The organism is Flavobacterium sp. GNP008 (genome assembly GCF_056428965.1).
This window is the reverse complement of the sequence record NZ_JBWJVL010000004.1, coordinates 58052-81664: the sequence shown is the minus strand read 5'-3', so window position 1 is coordinate 81664 and position 23613 is coordinate 58052. Positions and strand designations below refer to the sequence as shown.

Here is a 23613-nt window from a genome sequence, read left to right as displayed (position 1 = left end):
TAAAAATGAAAAAAAATAAATATATTTTCTTGTTTGCTTCTGTTCTGGCTTCACAATTTTTTGTGAGCTGCAACGAGGATAGTATCGATACCGTAAACAGCCCAATTCCTTATGAAGCAATTGGAGGTTTTGAAAGTTCAGATGCTATAGCAGCGGGCAATTTGATCACTAAATTGAGTTTTGAAAACAATCTTACGGACAGTAAAAACAATCTTACGGGATCTATGGGTACCAATGTAGGGTATGCAACCGGAATAAAAGGAAATGCCTATTCTGGATCAAGTTCTCAAGAGCGATATGCTGTCGCAAATGCTACACAAGCAATTACCTCTTTAAATAATTTTACAGTCTCTTTTTGGATGAATACAGCAAATACTGTTGATCCAGCGACTCCAGGAGTGGGTAAAGGTGCTCAAGGTATTTTTTCAATAGTGAGACCATTAGAGTTTTGGGGAGGATTAAATTTATATTTAGAAAACCCGGACAATAATTATCCAAATAGATTGCGATTAAAATTAGGTATAGAAAATGGAAGAGCTGGTGTAGCATGGAAAGGACAAGGTGCAATTATGAATTTAGATAATAGTTTGAACCAATGGATTCATGTTGTATTTACTTATAATGCAGCGACCAGTATTGTATCAGCTTATGTAAATGGAGCATTATGTGCAAATTTAGGTGGTTTTCCTTATGCTCCGGCTAATGGGACTGTTGGTGTTGCCCCTTTATTTGCGGATAATCCAGGTGATATAAACAATATTAATAATGCTCCAAAATATGGCAATTTTCAAATGACGGGTACAAATGGTAAAGTTGTTATAGGAACACATCAATTTGAAACCACCCCGTCTTTAAACATTGGTTCTCAAGAAGGCTGGGCAACTAGTTTTGCAGGACTATTAGATGAGTTTAGAATTTATAACGTAGCTCTTTCTATAAACGAAATATCGGCACTTAATAAATTAGAAAAAGACAACAGATAAAAGATTGTAAACCCCTAGTTTTAAAAAACTAGGGGTTTATTTTAAAATTATTAATCCTATTATTTTTATTAAAATGAAGATTTCCCTGAGTATCCTATTTTGTATTAGTTTTTTTATTTCCTGCTCTTCCTCAACTCCGGAGAGTACAGGAGGCACTGGTACTCCGTTGCCAACAACTCCCGTAACTCCAACAGTCCCTTTGACGGATATTGAGGCTATGGATCAGGTTCAAAAAGATGCCATCAAATATTTTTGGGAGTATGCGGAACCCAATTCTAGACTCGCCAGAGAACGCTATTATACCAATGATCCTAGTTTTGAAGCTAATATTGTCACTACGGGAGGTTCCGGCTTTGGATTAATGTCAATAATTGTAGGTGTTGAACGCGGTTTTGTAAATCGATCAGAAGCGGTTTCACGACTTACAACTGCCATGAATTTTCTCGAAAAAGCCGAACGTTTTCACGGCGCTTGGCCACATTGGATGGATGGCTCAACCGGAAAAGTAATCCCCTTCGGAACAAAAGACAATGGAGGTGATTTAGTTGAAACTGCTTTTCTTTGCCAAGGATTATTAAGCGTTAGAGAATATTTTAAAAACGGTTCTGACTCAGAAAAAGCATTAGCTTTAAAAGCGGATGCGCTCTGGAAAGGAGTAGAATGGGATTGGTATACCAAAGGAGAAAACGCCCTTTACTGGCATTGGTCACCCCAATACGGTTGGGACATGAACTTTAAGTTAGAAGGCTATAATGAATGTTTGATTACCTATATTTTGGGAGCTGCTTCGCCTACACATCCTATTTCGGCACAGGCTTATCATCAGGCGTGGGCTAGAAATGGTGCCATTAAAAATGGAGGCTCACAATACGGAATTCCGGTGGTGTTAAATTACAATGGAGCTTCAGGAAATGTAGGGCCTTTGTTCTGGGCGCAATATTCCTATTTAGGTTTAGATCCTACTACCTTGAAAGATCAATATGCCGATTATTGGGCATTGACCCAAAATCATTCTAAAATCATCAACCAATATTGCATTGCTAATCCAAAACAATGGAAAGGATATTCGGATAAATGTTGGGGTTTAACGGCGAGTTATTCCCGTAACAGCGATGGTTCTACAGGATATTCAGCACACCAACCCAATAATGATTTAGGGGTAATTACACCTACGGCAGCACTTTCTTCTTTTCCTTTTACACCCGTAGAATCCATGAAGTTTCTTCATTATTTATACGATGAAAAAAGAGCAGAGTATGTTGGAATAGCAGGGCCTTATGATGCTTTTTCTCCGCATTATAATTGGGTAACGCCACGATATTTAGCCATTGATCAAGGTACAATTGCTCCCATGATTGAAAATCACCGTACCGGTTTATTATGGAAATTATTCATGAATGCTCCGGAAATAAAACCGGGTTTGGCAAAATTGGGCTTTCATTCTACAAAATATAATTTGTAAGGTGTGATGAAGTATTTAATTATTGCAGCCGCCTTTTTAGTATCCTGGAATTCCTTTTCTCAAACTGAGATTGTAGGGAAAATAAAAACTGAAATCGTACAAAAACGGGAATTAGCATACGCGTTACACGTTCCAAAAAATACTAAAGAAAAAAAGCCACTGATTGTTTTTCTGCACGGTTCAGGTGAAAAAGGAACGGATATCGAAAAAGTAAAAGCACACGGACCATTCCAGTATTTGAAAAGTAACGAACTCGATGCGTATGTTTTGGCACCACAATGTCCGGAAAACGAATATTGGAACGAAGAAGTAGTGTACCGTTTGATTTTAAAGATCCAGAAAGAACACCATATTGATCCCAGCAGAATTTATCTCACAGGTCTTAGTATGGGAGCTTGGGGTGCATGGAATCTAGCTTTTGCACATCCTGAGACTTTTGCTGCTTTCGTGCCTATTGCAGGATATGTAGATAGAATTCCAATGATCGAAAATTGTAAAATCAAAGCTATTCCTATTCGGATTTTTCACGGATTATTAGATGATGTTGTCAATGTGGATTATTCTATTGCAATGTATAAAAAATTAAAAACCTGCAACACCAATGTGGAACTAACCATTTTTGATGATGCAAACCACGACAGTTGGTCGCGTGTATATGACAACCAAAAAATTTATGATTGGATGTTCCAACAAAATAAAAAACAGATAAAATGAAAATTAAATTGATCATACTCTTTATTAGCTTTTCTTTTTTTGGCTACAGCCAAAAAAAGACACCTAAAAAAGCAGTTAAAATTAAGCCTAAAACTGAATTTGTAGCCGAGTTGCTTTCTAAAATGACTTTGGAAGAAAAAATTGGGCAATTAAATTTGCCTACTTCGGGAGATATAACTACTGGAGCTGCTAACAGTTCTAATGTGGCGAAGAATATCGAAGAAGGTAAAGTGGGCGGTTTGTTCAACATCAAATCTGTTCAAAAAATATATGAAGTTCAAAAGATTGCTGTCGAAAAAAGCCGATTAAAAATTCCGTTGCTTTTTGGAATGGACGTGATTCATGGTTATGAAACAACCTTTCCGATTCCTTTGGGAATGTCTGCTACTTGGGACATGAAATTAATAGAACGAAGTGCTCAAATTGCGGCACAAGAAGCCAGTGCTGATGGAATTAACTGGACTTTTTCCCCTATGGTTGATATTTCCCGTGATCCACGTTGGGGCAGGGTTTCGGAGGGTTCTGGTGAAGATCCTTTTTTGGGAAGCCAAATTGCAAAAGCTATGGTCAATGGGTATCAACAAAATGATTTGTCAAGGAATAATACCATTTTGGCCTGTGTCAAACATTTTGCTTTGTACGGTGCGCCCGAAGCAGGACGTGATTACAATACAGTTGACATGAGTCGAATCAGAATGTATAATGATTATTTCCCACCGTATAAAGCCGCTGTTGATGCTGGAGTAGGTTCAGTTATGGCTTCTTTTAATGAAGTAGACGGAATTCCTGCAACTGGAAATAAATGGTTGATGACGGATGTGTTGAGAAAACAATGGGGTTTTGACGGTTTTGTGGTAACTGATTTTACAGGAATTCCTGAAATGATCGAACACGGAATGGGAGACTTGCAAACCGTATCGGCTTTGGCATTAAATGCCGGAATTGAAATGGATATGGTGGGCGAGGGATTCTTAACGACTTTGAAGAAATCAGTAGACGAAAAGAAAGTGAGTATCGAACAAATTGATAATGCCGTCCGTCTTATTTTGAATGCTAAATATGATCTAGGATTGTTTCACGATCCGTATCGCTATACAGATTCTACAAGAGCTAAAAAAGAAATTTTTACCGCAAGCAACAGAGCTGAAGCTAGGAATATTGCCGCACAGTCCCTAGTTTTATTAAAAAACAACAATCAGTTGCTTCCCCTTAAAAAATCAGGTACTGTTGCCGTTATAGGACCTTTGGCGGATGCCAAAGAAAATATGGCAGGAACTTGGAGTGTAGCAACAAATCAGGATAAATCTATTTCGCTTTTGGCAGGAATAAAAGAAGTAGCGGGCAAAGGGACAACAGTGCTTTACGCCAAAGGAAGCAATCTGGATTATGATGCGACTTTCGAAGAAAAAGCAACTATGTTTGGCAAAACATTGCACCGCGATAATAGAACTACCGAAGAATTATTGGCAGAAGCCTTGAAAATAGCGAATCAATCCGATATAATTGTTGCTGCCCTTGGCGAATCTGCAGAAATGAGTGGAGAAAGCAGCAGCCGCACTAATTTAGAGATTCCACAAGCTCAAAAAGACTTACTACAAGCCTTATTAAAAACAGGAAAACCGGTTGTTCTGGTTTTATTCACAGGTCGTCCATTAGTTTTGGTTCAGGAAAATGAGACTGTTCCCGCGATATTGAATACTTGGTTTGCAGGAAGTGAAGCAGGAAGTGCCATTGCTGACGTTTTGTTTGGAAATGAAAATCCTTCGGGAAAATTGACTGCTACTTTCCCCAGAAGTGTAGGGCAGGTGCCTATTTATTACAACCAAAAAAATACAGGAAGACCATTAGGTAATACAGAAGGGAAGTTCGAGAAATTCAGATCGAATTATATTGACGAAAGAAATGAGCCATTGTTTCCGTTTGGCTTTGGATTGAGTTACACCACTTTTGAGTATTCGAACTTAAAAATTTCATCAGATAAAATGAATTTTAACGAAAAGTTGACGGTTAGTGTTGACGTTAAAAACACAGGGAATTATGATGGTAAAGAAGTCGTTCAATTGTATATACGAGATGTAGTTGGATCAGTAACCAGACCGCTAAAAGAATTGAAAGGATTTCAAAAAGTAGCCATAAAAAAAGGAGATAAAAGAACAGTAACATTCGAAATTTCTGTTGAAGAATTAAAATTTTATAATTCTGATTTACAATTTATTGCTGAACCGGGTGATTTTCAAGTTTTTATAGGTACAAATTCCAGTACCACCTTTAAAGTTAGTTTTGAGTTGATTAAATAGATTTGGTTTGTTTGTTTATGATCGGCCCTTCAGTATGTTTGCTGAAGGGTTTTTTTTTAACAAAAAAATGGTATTTGTTAAAAGCGATACAAATATAAAAGGCAATTTTATTTACTTTTATCAATTCAAAAAAATCATTCAAAATGAAATATTTATTTTTTCTTTTTCTACTCTTTAGTTTAAATTCTGTGTATTGTCAGATGGTACAATCGCCTTCGGGTAAGATAGTCGTAAATTTCAAATTAGGGGATAACGGACAACCCATCTATACAGTTAATTACAAAAATAAAGCAGTTGTTTTAGAAAGTGCTTTAGGAATTAAACTAAAGGAAAAACCGGCTCTCGACGCCGATTTTGAAATTCTGACTTCAAAAACGGCTAGTTTTAATGAATCTTGGCAACCCGTTTTAGGGGAACAAGCCAGCATTGTAAATCATTATAATGAACTTGTTGTTTCTTTGATCAATAAAGAATCTAAAGTCAAAATGAATATCATTTTTAGAGTTTTTGACGAAGGAGTAGCTTTCAGATACGATTTTCCAAGACAAGCAGCGTTGAATTATTTCATCATTTCTGATGAGGTTACTCAATTTAATTTGACTGCAGATAATAAAGTTTTCTGGATTCCAGGAGATTTTGACAGTAATGAATATGAATACAATGAAACAAAATTTTCTGAAATAGACAATACTAAAATTAATAGGAACAACGGAATTGGAGTAAAATCTATTCCTGAAAAATATATGATTCAAACCCCATTGATGATGAAATCTCCAACAGGATTGTACCTTAATATTTTTGAAGCTGCAGTAGTCAATTATCCGGTTATGCATGTAAAGGCCGATGTAACAAATTACAAATTAAAAGCAGAATTAGTTCCCAATGCGATTGGCGATAAAGCCTATTTGCAAACACCTTGTGTCTCTCCATGGCGAACAATCATGGTTAGTGATGACGCTAGAGTTATTGTGGGTTCTAAAATGATTTTAAACTTAAATGAGCCTTCAAAAATAGAAGACACTTCTTGGATTAAACCCATGAAGTATGTTGGGATTTGGTGGGAAATGCATGTTGGCAAATCAACTTGGGATTATGCAGGATCTCAAAACGCCACGAATTTTGCTGATGCACCAAAAGCATCTGGAAAGCATGGCGCCACAACAGAAAACACCAAAAGATACATTGATTTTGCCGCCAAAAATGGCTTTGACGGCGTGTTAGTCGAAGGCTGGAATGTAGGTTGGGAGGATTGGAATGGAAACTGGAAAGAGGAAGTTTTTGATTTTACAACGCCTTACCCGGATTTTGATATTGCTGCGATTTCGGCTTACGCCAAAGCAAAAAAGGTACAAATGATCATGCATCATGAAACATCGGGTTCGGTTGCGAATTACGAACGTCATTTGGACCGAGCATTAGATTTGATGAAAAAACACGACTATCCCGCTGCAAAAACAGGATATGTAGGTAAAATTATACCAAGAGGAGAGTTTCATGACGGACAAACGATGGTCAACCACTTTAATTTTGTAGCCAGACGATTTGCCGAAAACAAGTTAATGCTGAATTCACACGAATCCTCAAGACCAACCGGGTACAGTAGAACTTATCCAAATTATGTGGCTGCTGAGGCTGCTCGTGGAAATGAATTTAATGCTTGGAGTGTTGGAAACCCACCCATGCACGAAACGATATTACCATTTACCAGATTATTGGGAGGTCCAATGGATTATACACCTGGAATATTTGAAATCAAAATGAGTTATTATGATAAAAATAAAACCGAGCAAGTGCATACTACATTAGCCAAGCAATTAGCCTTATATGTAACCATCTATTCTCCAATACAAATGGCAGCTGATTTATTAGAAAATTATGAAAAATATCCAGATGCCTTTCAGTTTATCAAAGATGTTGCAGTTGATTGGGATGATTCTAAAATTCTTCAAGCAGAACCAGGTGATTATATTACAATTGCTAGGAAAGCTAAGGGGACGGAATCTTGGTTTCTAGGTGCGATCACAGATGAAAATGCCAGAAAATCAGAACTAAAATTAGACTTTCTTACCAAAGGAAAAAAATATAAAGCTATTATTTATGAAGATGCGAAAGATGCCGATTGGCAAATAAATCCTATTGCGTATAGAATAAAGACGATGGTAGTCACCAGTAAATCAAATATCAACTTGAACCTGGCTCCAGGTGGAGGAACGGCAATCAGTTTCGAACTAATTAAATAAAAGTTCCGAGCAGATTGTTTAATTCGTGCGGGATTTTTTTGAATTTTGTATGTACTAATCGATACCAATTACGAAATTGCAATTTAAACTAAAACTAAAACTAAAACTAAAATTATAAAGTATTATTTCAAATTATTACCTTGATAAATTATGAAAAAATCAATATTATGTATTACACTGTTTCTTAATGGAATTGTTCTTTTTGCACAAACTAACGAAGAAAAAACCATAAAGGAAATCTATAAATCTTCCTTAACGAATGCTAAATGTTATTCTTGGTTAGACCATTTGTCCAACAAAATTGGCGCGCGATTATCAGGCTCAGCCAATGCTGAAAAAGCGGTGCAATACACCAAGGCAGAATTAGAAACCTTGGGATTCGACAGGGTTTATCTTCAGGAAGTAATGGTGCCAAAATGGGTTCGAGGAATAAAAGAAACGGCTTACATTAAAGACGATAAAACCAAAATCAATGTGCCTATTTGTGCTTTGGGAGGTTCTGTGGCTACTTTAAAAAACGGACTTACTGCAGAAGTGATTGAAGTACAAAGTATTGCTGAGCTGAATGTTCTGGGAAATAAAATAAAAGGGAAAATTGTTTTTTTCAACAGACCCATGGAACAGGAGAATATTGAGACCTTTAAATCGTACGGAGGTTGTGTTGATCAACGTTATGCCGGTGCAAAAGAAGCTTCAAAATTTGGAGCTGTGGGAACGATTGTACGCTCTATGAATTTACGCTTGGATGATTTCCCACACACAGGTGCCCAAAGTTATGGTGACATTCCAAAATCACAATACATTCCCACTGCTGCTATAAGTACTAATGGTGCGGAATTATTGAGTAAAACTTTAAAAAAGAATCCAAAATTAAAATTTTATTTCAAACAATCCTGTCAGCAGATGGAAGATGTTCTGTCTTACAATGTAGTGGGAGAAATAACGGGAACTGAGCATCCAGAGAATATCATGGTAGTAGGCGGTCATCTGGATTCTTGGGATTTAGCCGATGGTTCCCATGACGATGGAGCAGGAGTTGTACAAAGTATGGAAGTTATGAATATCTTTAAAAACATAGGGTATAAGCCTAAAAATACGCTTCGGGTGGTCCTTTTTATGAATGAAGAAAATGGAGGTAGAGGCGGAGACAAGTATGAAGAATTGGCACAGGCCAACAAAGAAAATCATATTTTTGCTCTGGAAAGTGACTCGGGCGGATTTAGCCCCAGAGGGTTTTCTTTTGAAACGGATGCTGCAAATTTCAATAAAATTGAAGGTTGGAAAAGCTTATTTGAACCGTATTTAATTCATAGTTTTACTAAAGGGCACAGTGGCTCGGATATTGATCCATTAACTTCTAAAACAATTGTAAAAGCTGGATTGAAACCAGATTCGCAACGGTATTTTGATTATCACCATGCAGCAAACGACACTTTTGATGCAATCAATAAAAGAGAATTAGAACTGGGAGCGGCAACAATGGCATCTCTACTCTATTTAATGGATCAGAATGGGATTGTAACTGCAGTTAAGACTCAATAACGTATCTGTTTTTAGTTATTTTTAATTTAAAAACAAAAAACTACAAGTGATGTGCTTGTAGTTTTTTTATGTTTGGACAATGTGGATTTTTTATCTTAACTATTAATCATTCCTTTTAATTTGGGGTCTTTATTTCTTAGATCCAATCCACCTTCGTACACAGACTTGAGGTTTAACAGAAAAAAGGACCAGCCGGAATCACATCCTAGTCGAATGTTCTGTTTTGAGCTTTCATCAGTGGGGATGTTTTTCTGAGTCAATTCAACTATGATATAATCGTCTTGTATGGAAAGTTGAATGTCAACTAAGCAATCTCCAGCAAATGAAAATTGAATAAAATCGATACCATTTGTGTCGATTATTTTTCCTTTCTCCATCCCTTCATACAAGAACCAATTCCATTCATAAATAAAATCTTTCTCGATTGGGGTATCTTTGGCAACCAAGTTTTTGTTTGCATCGAAATAGGTAGCATTGCTTAAAAACCATTTTTCTATTTCCGTGGCTTTTGCCCAAGCATCATACATTTCGGTTAGACTTGAACGTACTGCAATTCGTCTTGTAAATGTGGTCCAATCAAAGTTTTTCATATCGTTAAATTTAAGTTACTGATACTTCTACTATAATTTGTTTTGAAAATAATTAAAGGTATTCATTTAATATTTGAAGCTTATTGTGAACGTAGCCCCTTTATTTATGGAACTTTCAACCCCAATTTTACCGCCTAAAGAGGTGATTTGATTATAGACTAAATACAATCCTATACCATTGCTGTCACTATTAGTATTGAATTTTTCATACAGACCAAAAATTTTATCTTTTACTTTTTCCATATCAAAACCAAGGCCATTATCAGAAAAAATTAATTGGCGGACACCATTTACTTTTTTAGATTGAATGGTAATGATTGGGCAATGTTCTGGCTTTGTATATTTAATCGAATTGGTTAATAAATTTAAAAAAATACTTTTTATATAGGCTTTATTGAAAGTAATATGAGCAAAATTTGAAAAGTCAATATTAATAATTGCTTTTGAATCCATAACTAAAGAATTTATTGACAAAAGTACTTCGTCTAGTGATTCCTTAAGATTTATTTCTTCAATTTGAGTATTTATGTTCTCGTTTACCACTAATTGATCAATTGAATCGTTTAACGTTTGTTTTAAATTTTGACTGATTAGTTTAAGAATATTAATTAGTTCAAATGTTTCCGGATCTTCTATTTTTGAAACATCAATAAGACTAAAAACCGAAAGCATATTATTGATGGGAGACTTTAAATCATGAGATGTTTTGTGTGACAAGAGGGTAAGTTCTTTGTTAATTTGTGTAAGATTGGCAAGGAGCAAATTGCGTTCTTCTTCCATCCTTTTTTTATGCGTAATGTTTTTGGCAATCGCATATACTAATCTTTCAGATTCAATAGGCATTGAGGTCCAAGACAGCCAAATAATTTCGCCACTTTTAGTTAAATACCGGTTCTCAAAATTTAAAAGAGGCTTGTTTTTGTATACTTGTTCTCTGGTTTCGATAGTGATTTTAAGATCTGATGCATATACAAAACTACTAATAGGTCTGGCGTATAATTCCTCCTCAGTAAAACCTAATAAATTTGATACTGCGGGATTTATTCTTTTAAAATAGCCATCAAATCCTGCAATACAAATAAAATCAGCTGAGATGTTAAAAAAATTATCGAAGTGATAAATCCCATCTGAATCAGGATTTCTTTGTTGTATTACCATAAAGTTTAAAAGTTATTTATTATTCTAAAATTAAATACAAACAAATTTTGCAATTGTCTGATTTTAAATGAAAGATACAATCAAATTTAACTAATAATTATTAAAGATTAAAACAATGGAATAAACAAATTTTTCGAGCAAATTAATTAGTTTGCTGTTACTTTAATAAAAAACAGATTAAACAGAACGAGGCTATCATTTTACTGACAGCCTCATTTTTATTATTTACTTGCTATTTATATTTTAAATATTCCTCCAACAGCAATGATTCTTTGAAAAAAGAAAAAATCTTGTGAGGCACTATCTTCAATACTTTCTGTGGTTCTAATGTCTTGCATATTGATATAACCTCCTTTGAGTTCCCCTTGTATGTAAAAGTGCTTGAAAAAAGTAACATTTAATCCCGCCTTTAAAGAAGTTCCATAACCGGAAACATGAAAATCATCATGACGTTCCTTTCCCAACAGCGTTGTATTGGTTTTTGGGTACAAGAGACCAAAACCAATTCCTTCGGTTAAATTAATTTGAATTTTGTCCGTGTTACTAATTTTGAATATAGCCGAAATATCATCATGTCTCGAAAATTCAGTATTGACATAATTTAAACCATCCGTGTGTTCGTACTTTAGAAATTTTTCGGTCAAAAGCACCTGATTGTTGGGTAATGACTCATCATACGATCCGGGATTAGGATAATATCCATTAATAGTAACTGCCTTATTTTGTGTCATTACATATTTCATGTGATCCACACCAATGGCTACACTATAATGATCACTTATAAAATACCCCATTCTAAAATTAGTTTGTGGTATGGTCATTTTTGTTGGATTGATGTAGTCAATATGCCAACCTTTAGGTTTGTCGTGCGCTTCTAGATTCTCTAAAGTAAAGTTGTACTCTTTACCTCGGAAAGTCACGTCAGATTTAGAATAATTCTCTCGATTTCCACCCCAGGAAACAAAAAATTTCCCTTTGTTATGAGTGGTGTATTGATCTTGTACGATTGTTTTTTCCTGTGCAATTGTAGTATTTGTAAATAGTATAATTAGGAATGCTGAAAATAAAAAAAAATGCTTCAATGAATTTGGGTCCTAAATTTAAAATGTATTTATTGTTTTTCTGATGGCAACTAACTTGGTCATTAGTGATTCAAAGTAATCTAAATGCAACATATTTGCGCCATCACTTTTTGCATTAGCAGGATCAAAATGGGTTTCAATAAAAATTCCATCCACACCTACAGCAATACCTGCTTTGGCAATAGTTTCAATCATATCCGGTCTTCCTCCTGTTACTCCAGCGGTTTGATTGGGCTGTTGTAATGAATGTGTTACATCAAGAACAGTAGTGGCATATTGTTGCATCGTAGGGATTCCTCTAAAATCAACAATCATATCTTGATACCCAAACATGGTCCCTCTATCGGTAACCATTACGTTTTCATTGTGACAATCCAATACTTTTTGAACAGCATGTTTCATACTTTCAGGACTCATAAATTGTCCTTTTTTTAAGTTGACTACTTTTCCGGTATTTGCTGCAGCCATAACTAAATCTGTTTGGCGTACTAAAAAAGCAGGAATTTGTAAAACGTCTACATATTGTGCAGCCATATCTGCATCTTCATTTGTATGAATGTCCGTTACGGTTGGTACTTTAAATGTTTCCGAAATTTTTCTAAGAATTTTAAGTGCCTTTTCATCTCCAATTCCTGAAAAACTATCAATTCTAGAGCGATTGGCCTTCTTAAACGAACCTTTGAAAACGAAAGGAATTTGTAAATTATCAGTAATGCCAACTAATTTTTCAGCTATTCGCATTGCCATTTCTTCGCCTTCAATGGCACAAGGGCCAGCAAGTAGAAAGAAATTGCCACTGTCAGCATGTTTGATTTGTGGAATATGTTGTAAGTTCATAATATGATTTTTAAAGGTGCAAAGGTAGTTATGATTTACGATTTACGATTTACGATTTGCAAATAATTTGTGAGGCTACCTTATTATTGGAAGCTTTTCCTGCTGTACGTTGCAATCTCCCTAAAAGCGTGAGGATTTTCACCGCCATCAGGGCTAGGGATTTTGGATTATTAGTTTATTTTAGAACGCGAAGGTTATTTTTTTTTCAATGAAAGTCCCATTGGAACCTTTAGTATCCCTTTTTCATAGATATTTAAGTAAAGGACAACCGGTTTTTTTTGGCCAATCCATTTTAATTCATAAACATCCAAAAAACCGGCACCTAATTCGCTTCTTTTTGTTGGAAACGGGCAACAGTTTTCTAATTTCGTATATGTAATTGCTTCCCCTTTAGGGCCAGCCAAAGCGTTTAAAAACCGAGCTTGATTGATCGTTTCATTTTTAGTATTATTGAAAAAAATATTGATGGGATAATCTTTGTTATAGCCATATTTTTTGTCTGTACTGTATTCCGTAATCACAAAGGTATTGTCCTGTGAAAGGATAAGATTAGGCGCAGTATCATCAGTGTTTTTTAATGTAGATTGTGTACTTGAACAAGAAGATATTCCAATCAGTAAAGCAAAAAAAAGGATCGATTTTTTCATAATTTGGGTAAATTTTAAACTCAAAAATTGTAATTGCAATTACAATACCAAGTAATTATAAAATACAAATATAAACAGAACTTCATACCTTATCGCGAGTTCCTACCATAAATGTAGAGCCTCATTTTATCAAATGTAACATTTCTCACATAGATCCTACTAAATGCTTCTTATCTTTGAAAAAAAAATAACAATATGGATATTATTTTTCAAACATGGTCTTGGTATGTTTCTGGATTTTTGATTGGTATGATTATGCTTGCTCTTCTTTATTTTGGAAAATCATTCGGAATGTCTTCTAATTTGCGTTCGCTTTGTTCTATGGCGGGTTTGGGCAAACGACTTAGCTTTTTTGATTTTGATTGGAAGGCACAACGCTGGAATTTGATAGTAGTTTTAGGAGCCATGCTAGGTGGTTTTGTTGCTGTACATTTTATGGGAGATGCCTCAAATGTAAATATTAGCCCAAAAACAATTGCACAATTAGCACAATTAGGGATCGATGCTCCAAACGGAAAATTAATGCCGGATGCTCTTTTTGGATTATCTGTTTTAGATTCTCCAAAAAGTATTTTAATATTACTTATTGGAGGTGTTTTGGTTGGTTTTGGCTCGCGCTACGCTGGAGGATGTACTTCAGGACATGCTATTTCTGGTTTGAGTAATTTACAAATCCCTTCTTTAAAAGCCGTTATAGGATTTTTTATCGGTGGGTTGATAATGGCTCATTTCTTATTACCATTGATTTTAAGCTAGCCAACAGTTAGCCCCTATCATTTAAATTTAAATATAAAGTATGAAAAATATAATAAAATATTTATTAGTTGGTTTTGTTTTTGGAATCGTTTTAACTAAATCAGAAGCCGTTTCTTGGTATCGTATTTATGAAATGTTCCAATTTCAATCGTTTCACATGTACGGAATTATTTCTGTAGCTATTTTGACAGGAGTAATTGGGATTCAAATCATAAAACGAAATAATATAAAAGACATAAAAGGAGAATCAATAGCACTTCCGGATAAAGATAAGGGATCTGCACGGTACTGGATTGGCGGATTGTTTTTTGGGTTGGGTTGGGCATTAATTGGATCCTGTCCAGGTCCTATATTCATCTTGCTTGGAGCTGGTTTCTGGACCATTTCAATAGTGCTTTTTGGGGCTTTATTAGGTACTTATGCATACGGATTATTAAAAAATAAATTACCTCATTAATCGGAATATATTTGTTTTTTTTTGTAGCATTCTCTTATGGGAATGCTACTTTTTTTTATTTAATTTTAAAATTCCAATGACAATTAAATATTGCGCAAGTAGATAAGTAGCCATAATCAAGAAAGAACTGTATTGTAGCGGTATATAAAACCTATCAAATGCCATAATACTATCTGAAGCTACAAAAAGTGTTGCACCACTTAAAATATATTTGTTAGCTGGTTTTTGCCAATTTAAAAAGCCTTTGAGCGCAAATAATAACATAATGGAAATTGTAAGTGCGTAGACAAAGACAGGAATTTTCAAGGTGCCAAGAGTTGGCAATAAAAGCACCATCATTACGATCAAATAAAAGACAATTGTGGTAACTCCTATCCAGAAAATAATTTTACTTTTCTTTAAATAAATCTTTAATTGTTTGCTAAATAATACAATGTAAAAAATATGCGAAAAAAGAAACGCAATTAATCCTAGAATAAAATACACTTCTCCTTTGTCAGCAAACATCAAAATTAGATCTCCAATCCAAGACAGCATTAAGGCTATTAGAAGGATTTTCTTAGTAGTGAATGGTTCCTGTATATAAACAGCAAGAATAAGAAACGGTACTAAAAAGGGTTTTAAAAACCACGCAATATCCTCTTTACCAAAAAAAATTATTAAAAGGTAGAGAAGGCTAAATGCAATAAAACGATTTAATACCGAGTTTTTTTTCATATCATTTTTTTAAGATTTTCTTTGAAAAACGAGATCTCTTTCAAAATTTCTGATTACAAAGTATAGGGTTACCAACAACGATAAACATAGATAACCAGCAACAATGTAACTTGCAAAGGGAAAAAGTTGATTCATACCAAACCAATCTCCAAAACTGAAAATGAACCCAATGCCAAATAAAAACCGAATACTCTCCCATAATAGAGAAATTTTTCGGGTATCCATTAATTCCGTGTAGCTGTAAACGGTCAGAAAGAGGAATGCGCCGTAAATAAATACATTTGGTAAACCGATTACTGCAATCGAATTATACAGATAACTAATAAGTAATAATGTAATAATTGCTTGGAATAAGGACCAGTACATCAATTTTTTAGAATGATGAACTCCATATTTTTCAAAATCATACACATTCGTAATTTTGGTTATCGGATATTTATCTTCAAAATTTTCTGGACGCCAGCCTGTAGGTTTAAACCAAATGGTAAACTTGTCTTTCCAGTTTTCGGCGCGCCAAGCATCTGTAATCAGCAACCATAAATGTTGAAAATTAATCCGAATCGGGTTCCATGTTCTCGCCGGTCTTGTAATTCCAAAAACAGGTGGGACAGTTTCTAATTCTGCTTGAAAAGTACCAAATATCTTATCCCAAAAAATAAATATTTGTGAATGGTTTTTGTCTAAATATTCAGGATTTATGGCGTGATGTACCCTATGATGTGATGGAGAAACAAGTATGTTTTCTAGAAAACCAATTTTTTTGATGTGCTTGGTATGATACCAGAATTGCAAAAATAAATGAATGGGCAAGGTAATCGCAATCACCTTGGATGGAACTCCTAAAAGAGCAGCAGGGAGTAATAGAAAAGTAAATAGATTAACAAAACTGGATATTGGTTGGCGTAAAGCACAAGCTAAGTTAAATTCCTCACTGCTGTGATGAATGGCATGTTTCCATAAAAAATTAATTTGGTGGGATAAACGATGGCTCCAATATCCATAAAAATCAATAGCTGTAAATCCAATAAGATAAGTTATAAAGTGTGCTTGAAGATCAAATAAAGCGATGTTAGAGACAATCCAGTTGTAAGAAACCAGTGTTATACTAAGCCCCAAAACATCTTTAAGAGAATTCATCATTCCAGAGCTTACACTTGATACAGAGTCCATATTTGGAGAAGTATCTTCGCCTTTGTAATGCCCGTATATTTTTTCAATGATAATTAAAATTAAAAAAATAGGCATTACAAAAACTAAAATTTTACCATATTCTTCCATAAAAACACATTTTATTATTCAAATATATAATAAAAGAGAATGTTTTTAAATTATTTACAGTACTTAATTCATTTAGGAGTTGGTTTTTTGAGCTAAATTATCTCAGCATTTAAACCCGCTTCTAATAATTGGGAGCATTGTAGTTTTAATTTGCTATAAGGCCCAGTTTTTACGGTGCACTTTCCATTATAATGGACTATTAGCGAACATTGTTCCGCTTGTTCTGCAGTGTGGTTACATACGCGAATTAAAGTGTCTATTACATGGTCAAACGTATTTACATCATCGTTGTAAACTATGATCTCATTGTCTAAACTGGTAACCTCTTTGACACTTACCTTTTCTCTTACTTTTTCTTTAGTACTCATTTTGTAGGGTTTTTGTACTTTCGTAATTAATAAAAAGATTTAAATGCTAAATTACATATTTTAAAGATACCCAATTGTTTCTTTCAAATTTTTTAACATACGTTAATCCTTTCTCCGTGCAAGAAGCATCGATAACTGGAATATCTTCCTGATAGAAACCGCTTAAAAGTAATGTTCCTTTTGGCATCAGGCAATCTACATAATGTTGCATGTCGTTTAGTAAAATATTCCTGTTGATATTGGCTATGATTAAATCGTATTTTTTACCTTTTAATAGAGCAGCATCTCCTTCATAAACTGTAATGTGTTTACAATTATTGCGTTCTGCATTTTCTATTGAGTTTAAATAGCACCAGTTGTCAATATCAATTGCGTCAATTGGGAAAGCGCCTTTCATCTCTGCAAGTATAGCTAAAATAGCGGTTCCGCAACCCATATCTAGTGTTTTCATTCCAGTAACATCCATTTCCAGTAAATGTTGAATCATCATGTGTGTTGTTTCATGATGACCTGTTCCAAAACTCATTTTTGGTTCAATTACAATATCAAATTCGGCATTTGTCTTTGGATGGAATGGAGCGCGTACATGACAGTTTCCATCAACATCGATAGCTTCAAAATTCTTTTCCCATTCTTCATTCCAGTTCACTTGTTCGATTTCTTCAAAGGTGTAATCGATTTTAAACTCTTCCGATTGCAAAATGTGAATATCTTCTAAAATAGTTTCGTCCCATAAATCCTTTTGTACAAAAGCTGAAATTCCAGTTTCAGTTTCTGTAAAACTCTCAAATGCTTTTTCGCCTAATTCAGCGATTAAAATTTCCGATCCTAATTCTTTTGGTTCAATATTAAAATGATATCCTATGTAAATGTTTGACATGCTTCTTTTTTTGCAAAGGTAGCAATAGCTATTTAAACAGCATTTGTAAATCAATTTTTATTTTACATTTGCACAAAATATACACTGCTACCTGATGAAAAAAAGCCTCTTATTTTTTATTTTACTTTTTAGTATTTCAAGTATGGCACAAGTAAGCATAAGGCCGAGTAAACAGGATAATGACTTGAAATTGTCGGCCCTGCCTTATTATAGTTTTGGTAAAGGCATTGGAATTACGTCACCTGACAGTTTGTACCAGTTAAACATTCGTTTTCGAATGCAGAACCGAGTGACTTATACTAAAAACGAAGACGAGAACGGGTTTTATGATGCACAAATCCGAAGATTGCGGTTGCGATTAGATGGATATGTGGGATCACCAAAGTTTTTATATGCAATTCAATTGTCATTTGCCCCGGGTGACATAGGTGAAATTAGAGAAGGGGAAAATATTAATATTATTCGTGACGCGGTGGTTTTTTATAGACCAAGTAAAAATTGGAATATTAGTTTTGGTCAAACAAAATTGCCAGGAAATCGCCAACGTGTAAATTCATCTGGTGGCCTCCAGTTGACGGATCGATCCATTAATAATGCGAGATTCACGATCGATAGGGATTTTGGTCTTCAAATTCACAATATGAATGAATTTAAAGATAAATTTTCATATAACTTCAAAACAGCTATTTCTACAGGTGAAGGGCGCAACATTACCGGAAATGCAGATTTGGGAGTTGCTTTGACAGGTAAAGTGGAGTTGTTACCCTTTGGAGCTTTTGCTAAAGATGGTACCTACTTTGAAGGAGATATTGTAAGAGAACAAAAGCTGAAATTGATGCTATCCGGAGCTTTTCAGCAAAACAATCATGCCAAAAGAACCCAAGGACAATTAGGGAGCGATTTATATCAAGAGCGAACTATGAAATCGGTTTTGCTAGACGTCATGTTAAAATACAATGGCTGGTCAGCGATGTCTAGTTATATGTCAAGAAATAGCACTAGAAATGCTGTTACAATAAATCCAGATAATAGTTTATTGTCTAATTTTGCTTACGTAGGTAGCGGGTATGATTATCAGTTGAGTTATAATTTTCCTTCAAACTATGAGATTATAGGGAGGTATTCCACTCAAAAAGTTGGCGAGGATATTCAGGCTTTTGCTCCAAATGCAGATCAATACACCATTGGTTTAACGAAGTACATTTGGGAACATACTTTCAAATTACAAAGTGAATTGACTTTTGATACCTTAAATTATTTTGATGGAAGTACAAAGAATAATTGGTACCTGCGTTTTCAAATTGAAATAGGAATATAAAAAAAGCGATGGTATTAAACCATCGCTTTTTTTATAATTCAATAAACTTATATAGCGTTTACAATTGCCATAAAATCATCAGCTTTTAGTGCAGCACCTCCAATAAGACCACCATCAACATCAGGTTTTGAGAATATTTCTTTTGCATTATCAGGTTTCACACTGCCACCATAAAGAATGGATACGTTTTCAGCGATATCACTTCCAAAAGCTTTGCGAACTGTTTCCCGGATAAACTCATGCATTTCCTGCGCTTGTTCAGGAGAAGCAGTTTCTCCAGTTCCTATTGCCCAAACAGGCTCATACGCTAGAACAATACTTTCCCAGTCCTTGGCTTGAATATGGAATAAACCATCTCGCAATTGATTTTCTACTACATTAAAATGATTTTTTGATTGTCGATCTTTCAATTCTTCTCCAAAGCAAAAAATTATTCTCATGTCATGTTCCAAAGCTGTGTTTACTTTATTAGCAATCAAAGCGTCTGTTTCATGAAAAATGGCTCTACGTTCTGAATGTCCCAAAATTACAGTATCAACACCAACACTTTTTAACATATCAGCTGAAATTTCACCCGTAAACGCACCACTTTCTGCTTGATGAACATTTTGAGCAGCAACATCGATATTAGTAAATTCTAAATGATCTACAGCAGATGCTAAGTTCACAAAAGTAGGAGCTACTATAACTTGTACGGCTGTATCTGTTGGAATTTTTGCTATTAATTCATTTAATAAATCTTCTGTTTGCTCTGCATTTTTATGCATTTTCCAGTTTCCTGCGACAATCTTCTTTCTCATTATAGTTGTGTATATTTAGTTTTTGGTTTTGATTTTTTGAAAATCTGTTCAATGGATTTCTTTTTTCAACTGATGTTTAAAATAATTTATTTTAAATTTGCTAAAGTGCTGTTAATTTTATCAAAATCAGTTTCAATAGCGCGGTACAATGCGATCTTTCCGGTTTTGTCTACAACAATGTATCTTGGAATCCAATCTACATCAACGGCTTTTGCAAAAACACCTTTCATTTGATCATTTGCCATAAAATGATCTCCTTTTAATTGGTGTTTTTCAATTCCAGCTTTCCATTTATCAGCGGTTTTGTCCATTGAAATAAATAAATAGGCTACATCAGGATTAGTGGCTTGTAATTCTTTTAGTTTAGGCATTGCTTTTACGCAATCGCCACACCACGAAGCCCAAACTTCAATTACCAGGGTTTTTCCTTTGTATTTTTTTAAAATATCCTTAAAGGCAACTTGACTTCCATCAGTGGCTAAAAGGGTCTCTGATAAAGCTTCTTTAGAAAATTCTTTTTTTTGTGCGGTTGATGTGCAAGAGAAAGTTGCTAATGCAATTAGTATTACTATTATTTTTTTCATTGTAAGATTGTTTTAAAACAAAGTTAAACAAACAATTTGAATGCATTATACAGAATTCCTTTTTTTGAAAGCACATTTCTACAATGCCTGAATAATATCGTTATAGTTGATAAATAATCAGGTAAGTTTGATTTCTTGATAATTAAAAAACAACTCTTTCAGACCAAGATAATAATGATCTTTTAATATGATTTGTAGATAAGTATCACATACTATTAATAAAAAGGTAATAGAATATTTAGTATGAATTTATTTTAAAGCAGTACAGCGTGTCTCTATTTAAGGATTAGAGCTTCCCGATAAGAAAACTTTAGATCTTAAATTTTAAACTTTACAGCTTTAAATTCTTGAGATCATTATGATGAACTTTTTGTACTATTGTTCCTTTTTCTAATACAACAATACTAGGGTTGGCTCTTTCAATTGTTTTTAAAGTGATGGCATCACAGAAATAAAAATCAAAAGACAACCCAAACTGTTTTTTAATAGCCGCTATTTCTTCTGGAGAAGATGCTGTCATTCCTATTACTTTATATCCTTTTATTTTCGCTTCCTGATTCAGTTTTTCCATTTTAGCCAAGCCTGCTTTATCAGCATGTACTAAATCATAGGCCACAATCAGCATCACTTTTGGAGCGTCTAAAAACTCTTCTTTGTAATCAGAGCCGTCTTTTTCCATCGTGAAATCATGAATAGGTGGAACGTAACCTTCTGAGATTACTTTATCTTTTCGGTCTACAAAAACGGCACCTTCCGGAATCGACATTAAATTTTTTTCAGTAAATTCGGTATCTACGCCGCCTACTTTGTAAATAAAGACCATTTCAACTACTGATTTTTCAGCACTGTCAGGAATGCGCATTCCTTTTTGGATATTATTTCCAACTTTAAATGGTCTGAAATCTATTAAGGGTAAATGATTTAAAACCAAAACGCCCATAAACGACGACAAAACGATACTGGCGTACAGGATTATATTTTGAATAGTATTACTGAACAATGGCTGAACTAATTTTCTATTAAAAAACAGGATAAGAACAAAGAACAGTAACACAATGTCTTTTGTAAACGATTGCCATGGTGTTAGCTTCAAAGCGTCTCCAAAACAACCACAATCTTTTACCACATTAAAATAAGCTGAATAAAAAGTAAGGAAAGTAAACAGTACAATCAAGATTAGTAAACTCCAGATAGTAAATTTGGTTTTGTAGCCAATGAGCAACATAATTCCCAGAACGACCTCAAGAATAACTAAAAATAAAGAAATTCCTAATGCAAACGGAATGAAAAAGGGCATGTTAAAAACAGGTTCACTAAAATATTCAGCTAATTTATAGGAAAACCCAATAGGATCGTTGAGTTTAATTAATCCGGAGATAATGAATAGGATTCCAACAAATATTCTAGAAAATTGAGTTATTATATTTTTCATTTGTATGATTGTATTATTTATTTCCAAAACCCATTAAAATTAAGGCAAAAACCGCGTAATTGATCATGTCCTGATAATTAGCATCAATACCCTCAGAGACTAATGTTTTTCCTTTGTTATCTTCAATTTGTTTGACGCGAAGCAATTTTTGCAAAATCAAATCGGTTAGTGAACTCACACGCATGTCGCGCCAAGCTTCACCGTAATCATGATTTTTATTCAGCATTAACTCTTTGGTCAGCTTGACTTTGGTATCGTATAATTCAGTCGCTTTTGCAACTTCTAAATCAGGTTGATCTGCAACGCCTAATTCCAATTGAATTAATGCCATAATGGAATAATTGATAATCCCAATGAATTCACCTGTTTCATCTTCATCAATTTTACGGATTTCGTTTTCTTGTAAGCTTCTTATTCTTTGTGCTTTAATATAAATTTGATCTGTTAACGAAGGCAATCTTAAAATTCGCCAAGCACATCCGTAATCTTTCATTTTGTTGGTAAACAACGAACGACAAGTCGCAATTACAGTATCATATTCCTTTGAAGTATTCTTCATTATTGGTGTATATTTGTATTCAAATTTTTTCAAAAATAAGATAATTTTTTTGAATGTAAAATTTTGAAGTATTTAAAACTGTAAACGAATGACTATTAACTGCAAAGGAATACTTGTTGACGTATCCACTCCCAAAGTAATGGGGATCTTGAATGTGACACCCAACTCTTTTTTTGATGGTGGCAAGTATAAAAATGAAACCGAAATTCTTTCTCAAGTTGAAATAATGCTACTTGATGGAGCCAGTTTTATAGATATTGGCGCTTATTCCAGTAAACCTAATGCAGAATTTGTTTCGGAATATGAAGAAATTTCAAGAATTATACCTGTTGTTGATTTGATTCTAAAGCATTTTCCGGAAACGATGCTTTCTATTGACACGTTTCGGAGCGAAGTGGCGATAAGATCTATCGAAAGTGGTGCGGCCATTATCAACGATATTTCGGCTGGAAATCTAGACGATAAGATGTTTGGGGTAATTACAAAATACAATGTTCCATATATAATGATGCACATGAGAGGGAATTCGCAAACGATGCAATCTCTCACAAGTTATGAAGATATTGTAAAAGAAATGCTATTCTATTTTTCTGAAAAAGTTGCCAAAGCTAGAAGTTTTGGAATCAATGATTTGATTATCGATCCAGGATTTGGTTTTGCCAAAACAATAGCTCAAAATTACGAAGTTTTTCAAAAGATGGAATTATTTAATATGCTGGAATTGCCACTTCTTATTGGGATATCCAGAAAATCAATGATTTATAAAATCCTTGACACTACGATAGAAAATGCGTTAAATGGAACTACGGTTTTGAATACTTTGGCATTGACCAAAGGAGCAAAAATCCTTCGTGTCCACGATGTAAAAGAAGCGATGGAATGTGTTGCATTATTCAATAAAATCAATTGATA

At 34.3% G+C, this 23613-nt stretch carries 23 protein-coding genes; 10 read left to right on the top strand and 13 right to left on the bottom strand.

Annotated elements, in window-relative coordinates; genetic code table 11:
• The first annotated feature begins 5 nt into the window (after nt 1-5).
• From AC0608_RS12315 to AC0608_RS12290, 6 genes are all read left to right on the top strand, one after another.
• A complete protein-coding gene (locus tag AC0608_RS12315; RefSeq protein WP_478289252.1) occupies nt 6-983 on the top strand; it encodes a LamG-like jellyroll fold domain-containing protein in 978 nt (325 codons plus the stop codon).
• 73 nt (nt 984-1056) lie between these two features.
• Nucleotides 1057-2445: a glucoamylase family protein gene (locus AC0608_RS12310; RefSeq protein ID WP_478289251.1), complete on the top strand. Its 1389-nt coding sequence runs from the start codon at nt 1057-1059 to the stop codon at nt 2443-2445.
• Nucleotides 2446-2451: 6 nt separating this feature from the next.
• Entirely contained in the window at nt 2452-3159 is a 708-nt protein-coding gene (locus AC0608_RS12305; protein WP_478289250.1) for a carboxylesterase family protein, read from the top strand.
• Nucleotides 3156-5456: a beta-glucosidase BglX gene (gene bglX / locus AC0608_RS12300; RefSeq protein ID WP_478289249.1), complete on the top strand. Its 2301-nt coding sequence runs from the start codon at nt 3156-3158 to the stop codon at nt 5454-5456. The genes AC0608_RS12305 and bglX overlap by 4 nt, the downstream gene beginning before the upstream one ends.
• A gap of 143 nt (nt 5457-5599) precedes the next feature.
• Complete coding sequence (locus tag AC0608_RS12295) at nt 5600-7696, top strand: glycoside hydrolase family 97 protein (RefSeq protein WP_478289248.1); 2097 nt, start codon at nt 5600-5602, stop codon at nt 7694-7696.
• A 150-nt stretch (nt 7697-7846) separates the two neighbouring features.
• On the top strand, nt 7847-9238 hold the full coding sequence (locus AC0608_RS12290; protein ID WP_478289247.1) for a M28 family peptidase: 1392 nt from the start codon (nt 7847-7849) through the stop codon (nt 9236-9238).
• Nucleotides 9239-9333: 95 nt separating this feature from the next.
• On the opposite strand, the gene AC0608_RS12285 is transcribed toward AC0608_RS12290, so the two are convergent.
• From AC0608_RS12285 to AC0608_RS12265, 5 genes are all read right to left on the bottom strand, one after another.
• Nucleotides 9334-9828 (bottom strand): SRPBCC family protein, encoded by a 495-nt coding sequence (locus tag AC0608_RS12285; protein ID WP_417961536.1) that lies wholly within the window; start codon nt 9826-9828, stop codon nt 9334-9336.
• 66 nt (nt 9829-9894) lie between these two features.
• Complete coding sequence (locus AC0608_RS12280; RefSeq protein WP_478289246.1) at nt 9895-10986, bottom strand: PAS domain-containing sensor histidine kinase; 1092 nt, start codon at nt 10984-10986, stop codon at nt 9895-9897.
• 236 nt (nt 10987-11222) lie between these two features.
• Entirely contained in the window at nt 11223-12068 is an 846-nt protein-coding gene (locus tag AC0608_RS12275) for a hypothetical protein (protein WP_478289245.1), read from the bottom strand.
• Between the two features lie 18 nt (nt 12069-12086).
• Nucleotides 12087-12905: a 3-deoxy-8-phosphooctulonate synthase gene (gene kdsA / locus AC0608_RS12270; RefSeq protein WP_478289244.1), complete on the bottom strand. Its 819-nt coding sequence runs from the start codon at nt 12903-12905 to the stop codon at nt 12087-12089.
• Between the two features lie 194 nt (nt 12906-13099).
• A complete protein-coding gene (locus AC0608_RS12265; protein ID WP_417990436.1) occupies nt 13100-13552 on the bottom strand; it encodes a 2-dehydro-3-deoxyphosphooctonate aldolase in 453 nt (150 codons plus the stop codon).
• Between the two features lie 195 nt (nt 13553-13747).
• Here AC0608_RS12265 and AC0608_RS12260 point away from each other — a divergent pair, with 195 nt between their 5' ends.
• Both AC0608_RS12260 and AC0608_RS12255 read left to right on the top strand, forming a co-directional pair.
• Nucleotides 13748-14308, top strand: a complete 561-nt coding sequence (locus AC0608_RS12260; protein WP_417961526.1) for a YeeE/YedE family protein — start codon at nt 13748-13750, stop codon at nt 14306-14308.
• 40 nt (nt 14309-14348) lie between these two features.
• A complete protein-coding gene (locus tag AC0608_RS12255) occupies nt 14349-14765 on the top strand; it encodes a DUF6691 family protein (protein WP_417961524.1) in 417 nt (138 codons plus the stop codon).
• Between the two features lie 45 nt (nt 14766-14810).
• Here AC0608_RS12255 and AC0608_RS12250 read toward each other — a convergent pair whose 3' ends face one another.
• The 4 genes from AC0608_RS12250 to prmA all read right to left on the bottom strand — a co-directional run bounded on the left by AC0608_RS12250 (nt 14811) and on the right by prmA (nt 18008).
• A complete protein-coding gene (locus AC0608_RS12250; RefSeq protein WP_478289243.1) occupies nt 14811-15482 on the bottom strand; it encodes a lysoplasmalogenase in 672 nt (223 codons plus the stop codon).
• 9 nt (nt 15483-15491) lie between these two features.
• Nucleotides 15492-16760, bottom strand: coding sequence for a sterol desaturase family protein (locus tag AC0608_RS12245; RefSeq protein WP_478289242.1), 1269 nt, complete (start codon nt 16758-16760; stop codon nt 15492-15494).
• Between the two features lie 92 nt (nt 16761-16852).
• Nucleotides 16853-17128: an ATP-dependent Clp protease adaptor ClpS gene (locus AC0608_RS12240; RefSeq protein WP_478289241.1), complete on the bottom strand. Its 276-nt coding sequence runs from the start codon at nt 17126-17128 to the stop codon at nt 16853-16855.
• Between the two features lie 46 nt (nt 17129-17174).
• Nucleotides 17175-18008: a 50S ribosomal protein L11 methyltransferase gene (gene prmA, locus AC0608_RS12235; RefSeq protein ID WP_478289240.1), complete on the bottom strand. Its 834-nt coding sequence runs from the start codon at nt 18006-18008 to the stop codon at nt 17175-17177.
• Between the two features lie 94 nt (nt 18009-18102).
• Between prmA and AC0608_RS12230 the strand changes: the two genes are divergently transcribed.
• Nucleotides 18103-19326, top strand: a complete 1224-nt coding sequence (locus AC0608_RS12230) for a porin (protein WP_478289239.1) — start codon at nt 18103-18105, stop codon at nt 19324-19326.
• Nucleotides 19327-19373: 47 nt separating this feature from the next.
• On the opposite strand, the gene tpiA is transcribed toward AC0608_RS12230, so the two are convergent.
• From tpiA to AC0608_RS12210, 4 genes are all read right to left on the bottom strand, one after another.
• Complete coding sequence (tpiA, locus tag AC0608_RS12225) at nt 19374-20126, bottom strand: triose-phosphate isomerase (RefSeq protein WP_417961511.1); 753 nt, start codon at nt 20124-20126, stop codon at nt 19374-19376.
• A gap of 86 nt (nt 20127-20212) precedes the next feature.
• On the bottom strand, nt 20213-20710 hold the full coding sequence (locus AC0608_RS12220) for a TlpA family protein disulfide reductase (RefSeq protein WP_417961509.1): 498 nt from the start codon (nt 20708-20710) through the stop codon (nt 20213-20215).
• Nucleotides 20711-21041: 331 nt separating this feature from the next.
• Nucleotides 21042-22142, bottom strand: a complete 1101-nt coding sequence (locus tag AC0608_RS12215; protein WP_478289238.1) for a BT_3928 family protein — start codon at nt 22140-22142, stop codon at nt 21042-21044.
• A 13-nt stretch (nt 22143-22155) separates the two neighbouring features.
• Nucleotides 22156-22701, bottom strand: coding sequence for a DUF1599 domain-containing protein (locus AC0608_RS12210; protein ID WP_478289237.1), 546 nt, complete (start codon nt 22699-22701; stop codon nt 22156-22158).
• An 88-nt stretch (nt 22702-22789) separates the two neighbouring features.
• On the opposite strand from AC0608_RS12210, the gene folP reads away from it, so the two are divergent.
• Nucleotides 22790-23611 carry a dihydropteroate synthase gene (gene folP / locus AC0608_RS12205; protein WP_478289236.1) on the top strand — a complete coding sequence of 274 codons (822 nt, stop codon included), beginning with the start codon at nt 22790-22792 and terminating at the stop codon, nt 23609-23611.
• Nucleotides 23612-23613 lie beyond the last annotated feature (2 nt).

Coding starts and splice junctions, on each gene's coding strand:
- AC0608_RS12315 (WP_478289252.1), top strand. CDS start 6: ATGAAAAAAAATAAATATATTTTCTTGTTTGCTTCTGTTCTGGCTTCA.
- AC0608_RS12260 (WP_417961526.1), top strand. CDS start 13,748: ATGGATATTATTTTTCAAACATGGTCTTGGTATGTTTCTGGATTTTTG.
- AC0608_RS12280 (WP_478289246.1), bottom strand. CDS start 10,986: ATGGTAATACAACAAAGAAATCCTGATTCAGATGGGATTTATCACTTC.
- AC0608_RS12250 (WP_478289243.1), bottom strand. CDS start 15,482: ATGAAAAAAAACTCGGTATTAAATCGTTTTATTGCATTTAGCCTTCTC.
- folP (WP_478289236.1), top strand. CDS start 22,790: ATGACTATTAACTGCAAAGGAATACTTGTTGACGTATCCACTCCCAAA.
- tpiA (WP_417961511.1), bottom strand. CDS start 20,126: ATGAGAAAGAAGATTGTCGCAGGAAACTGGAAAATGCATAAAAATGCA.
- bglX (WP_478289249.1), top strand. CDS start 3,156: ATGAAAATTAAATTGATCATACTCTTTATTAGCTTTTCTTTTTTTGGC.
- AC0608_RS12310 (WP_478289251.1), top strand. CDS start 1,057: ATGAAGATTTCCCTGAGTATCCTATTTTGTATTAGTTTTTTTATTTCC.
- AC0608_RS12240 (WP_478289241.1), bottom strand. CDS start 17,128: ATGAGTACTAAAGAAAAAGTAAGAGAAAAGGTAAGTGTCAAAGAGGTT.
- prmA (WP_478289240.1), bottom strand. CDS start 18,008: ATGTCAAACATTTACATAGGATATCATTTTAATATTGAACCAAAAGAA.
- AC0608_RS12215 (WP_478289238.1), bottom strand. CDS start 22,142: ATGAAAAATATAATAACTCAATTTTCTAGAATATTTGTTGGAATCCTA.
- kdsA (WP_478289244.1), bottom strand. CDS start 12,905: ATGAACTTACAACATATTCCACAAATCAAACATGCTGACAGTGGCAAT.
- AC0608_RS12285 (WP_417961536.1), bottom strand. CDS start 9,828: ATGAAAAACTTTGATTGGACCACATTTACAAGACGAATTGCAGTACGT.
- AC0608_RS12265 (WP_417990436.1), bottom strand. CDS start 13,552: ATGAAAAAATCGATCCTTTTTTTTGCTTTACTGATTGGAATATCTTCT.
- AC0608_RS12305 (WP_478289250.1), top strand. CDS start 2,452: ATGAAGTATTTAATTATTGCAGCCGCCTTTTTAGTATCCTGGAATTCC.
- AC0608_RS12255 (WP_417961524.1), top strand. CDS start 14,349: ATGAAAAATATAATAAAATATTTATTAGTTGGTTTTGTTTTTGGAATC.
- AC0608_RS12230 (WP_478289239.1), top strand. CDS start 18,103: ATGAAAAAAAGCCTCTTATTTTTTATTTTACTTTTTAGTATTTCAAGT.
- AC0608_RS12245 (WP_478289242.1), bottom strand. CDS start 16,760: ATGGAAGAATATGGTAAAATTTTAGTTTTTGTAATGCCTATTTTTTTA.
- AC0608_RS12295 (WP_478289248.1), top strand. CDS start 5,600: ATGAAATATTTATTTTTTCTTTTTCTACTCTTTAGTTTAAATTCTGTG.
- AC0608_RS12220 (WP_417961509.1), bottom strand. CDS start 20,710: ATGAAAAAAATAATAGTAATACTAATTGCATTAGCAACTTTCTCTTGC.
- AC0608_RS12290 (WP_478289247.1), top strand. CDS start 7,847: ATGAAAAAATCAATATTATGTATTACACTGTTTCTTAATGGAATTGTT.
- AC0608_RS12210 (WP_478289237.1), bottom strand. CDS start 22,701: ATGAAGAATACTTCAAAGGAATATGATACTGTAATTGCGACTTGTCGT.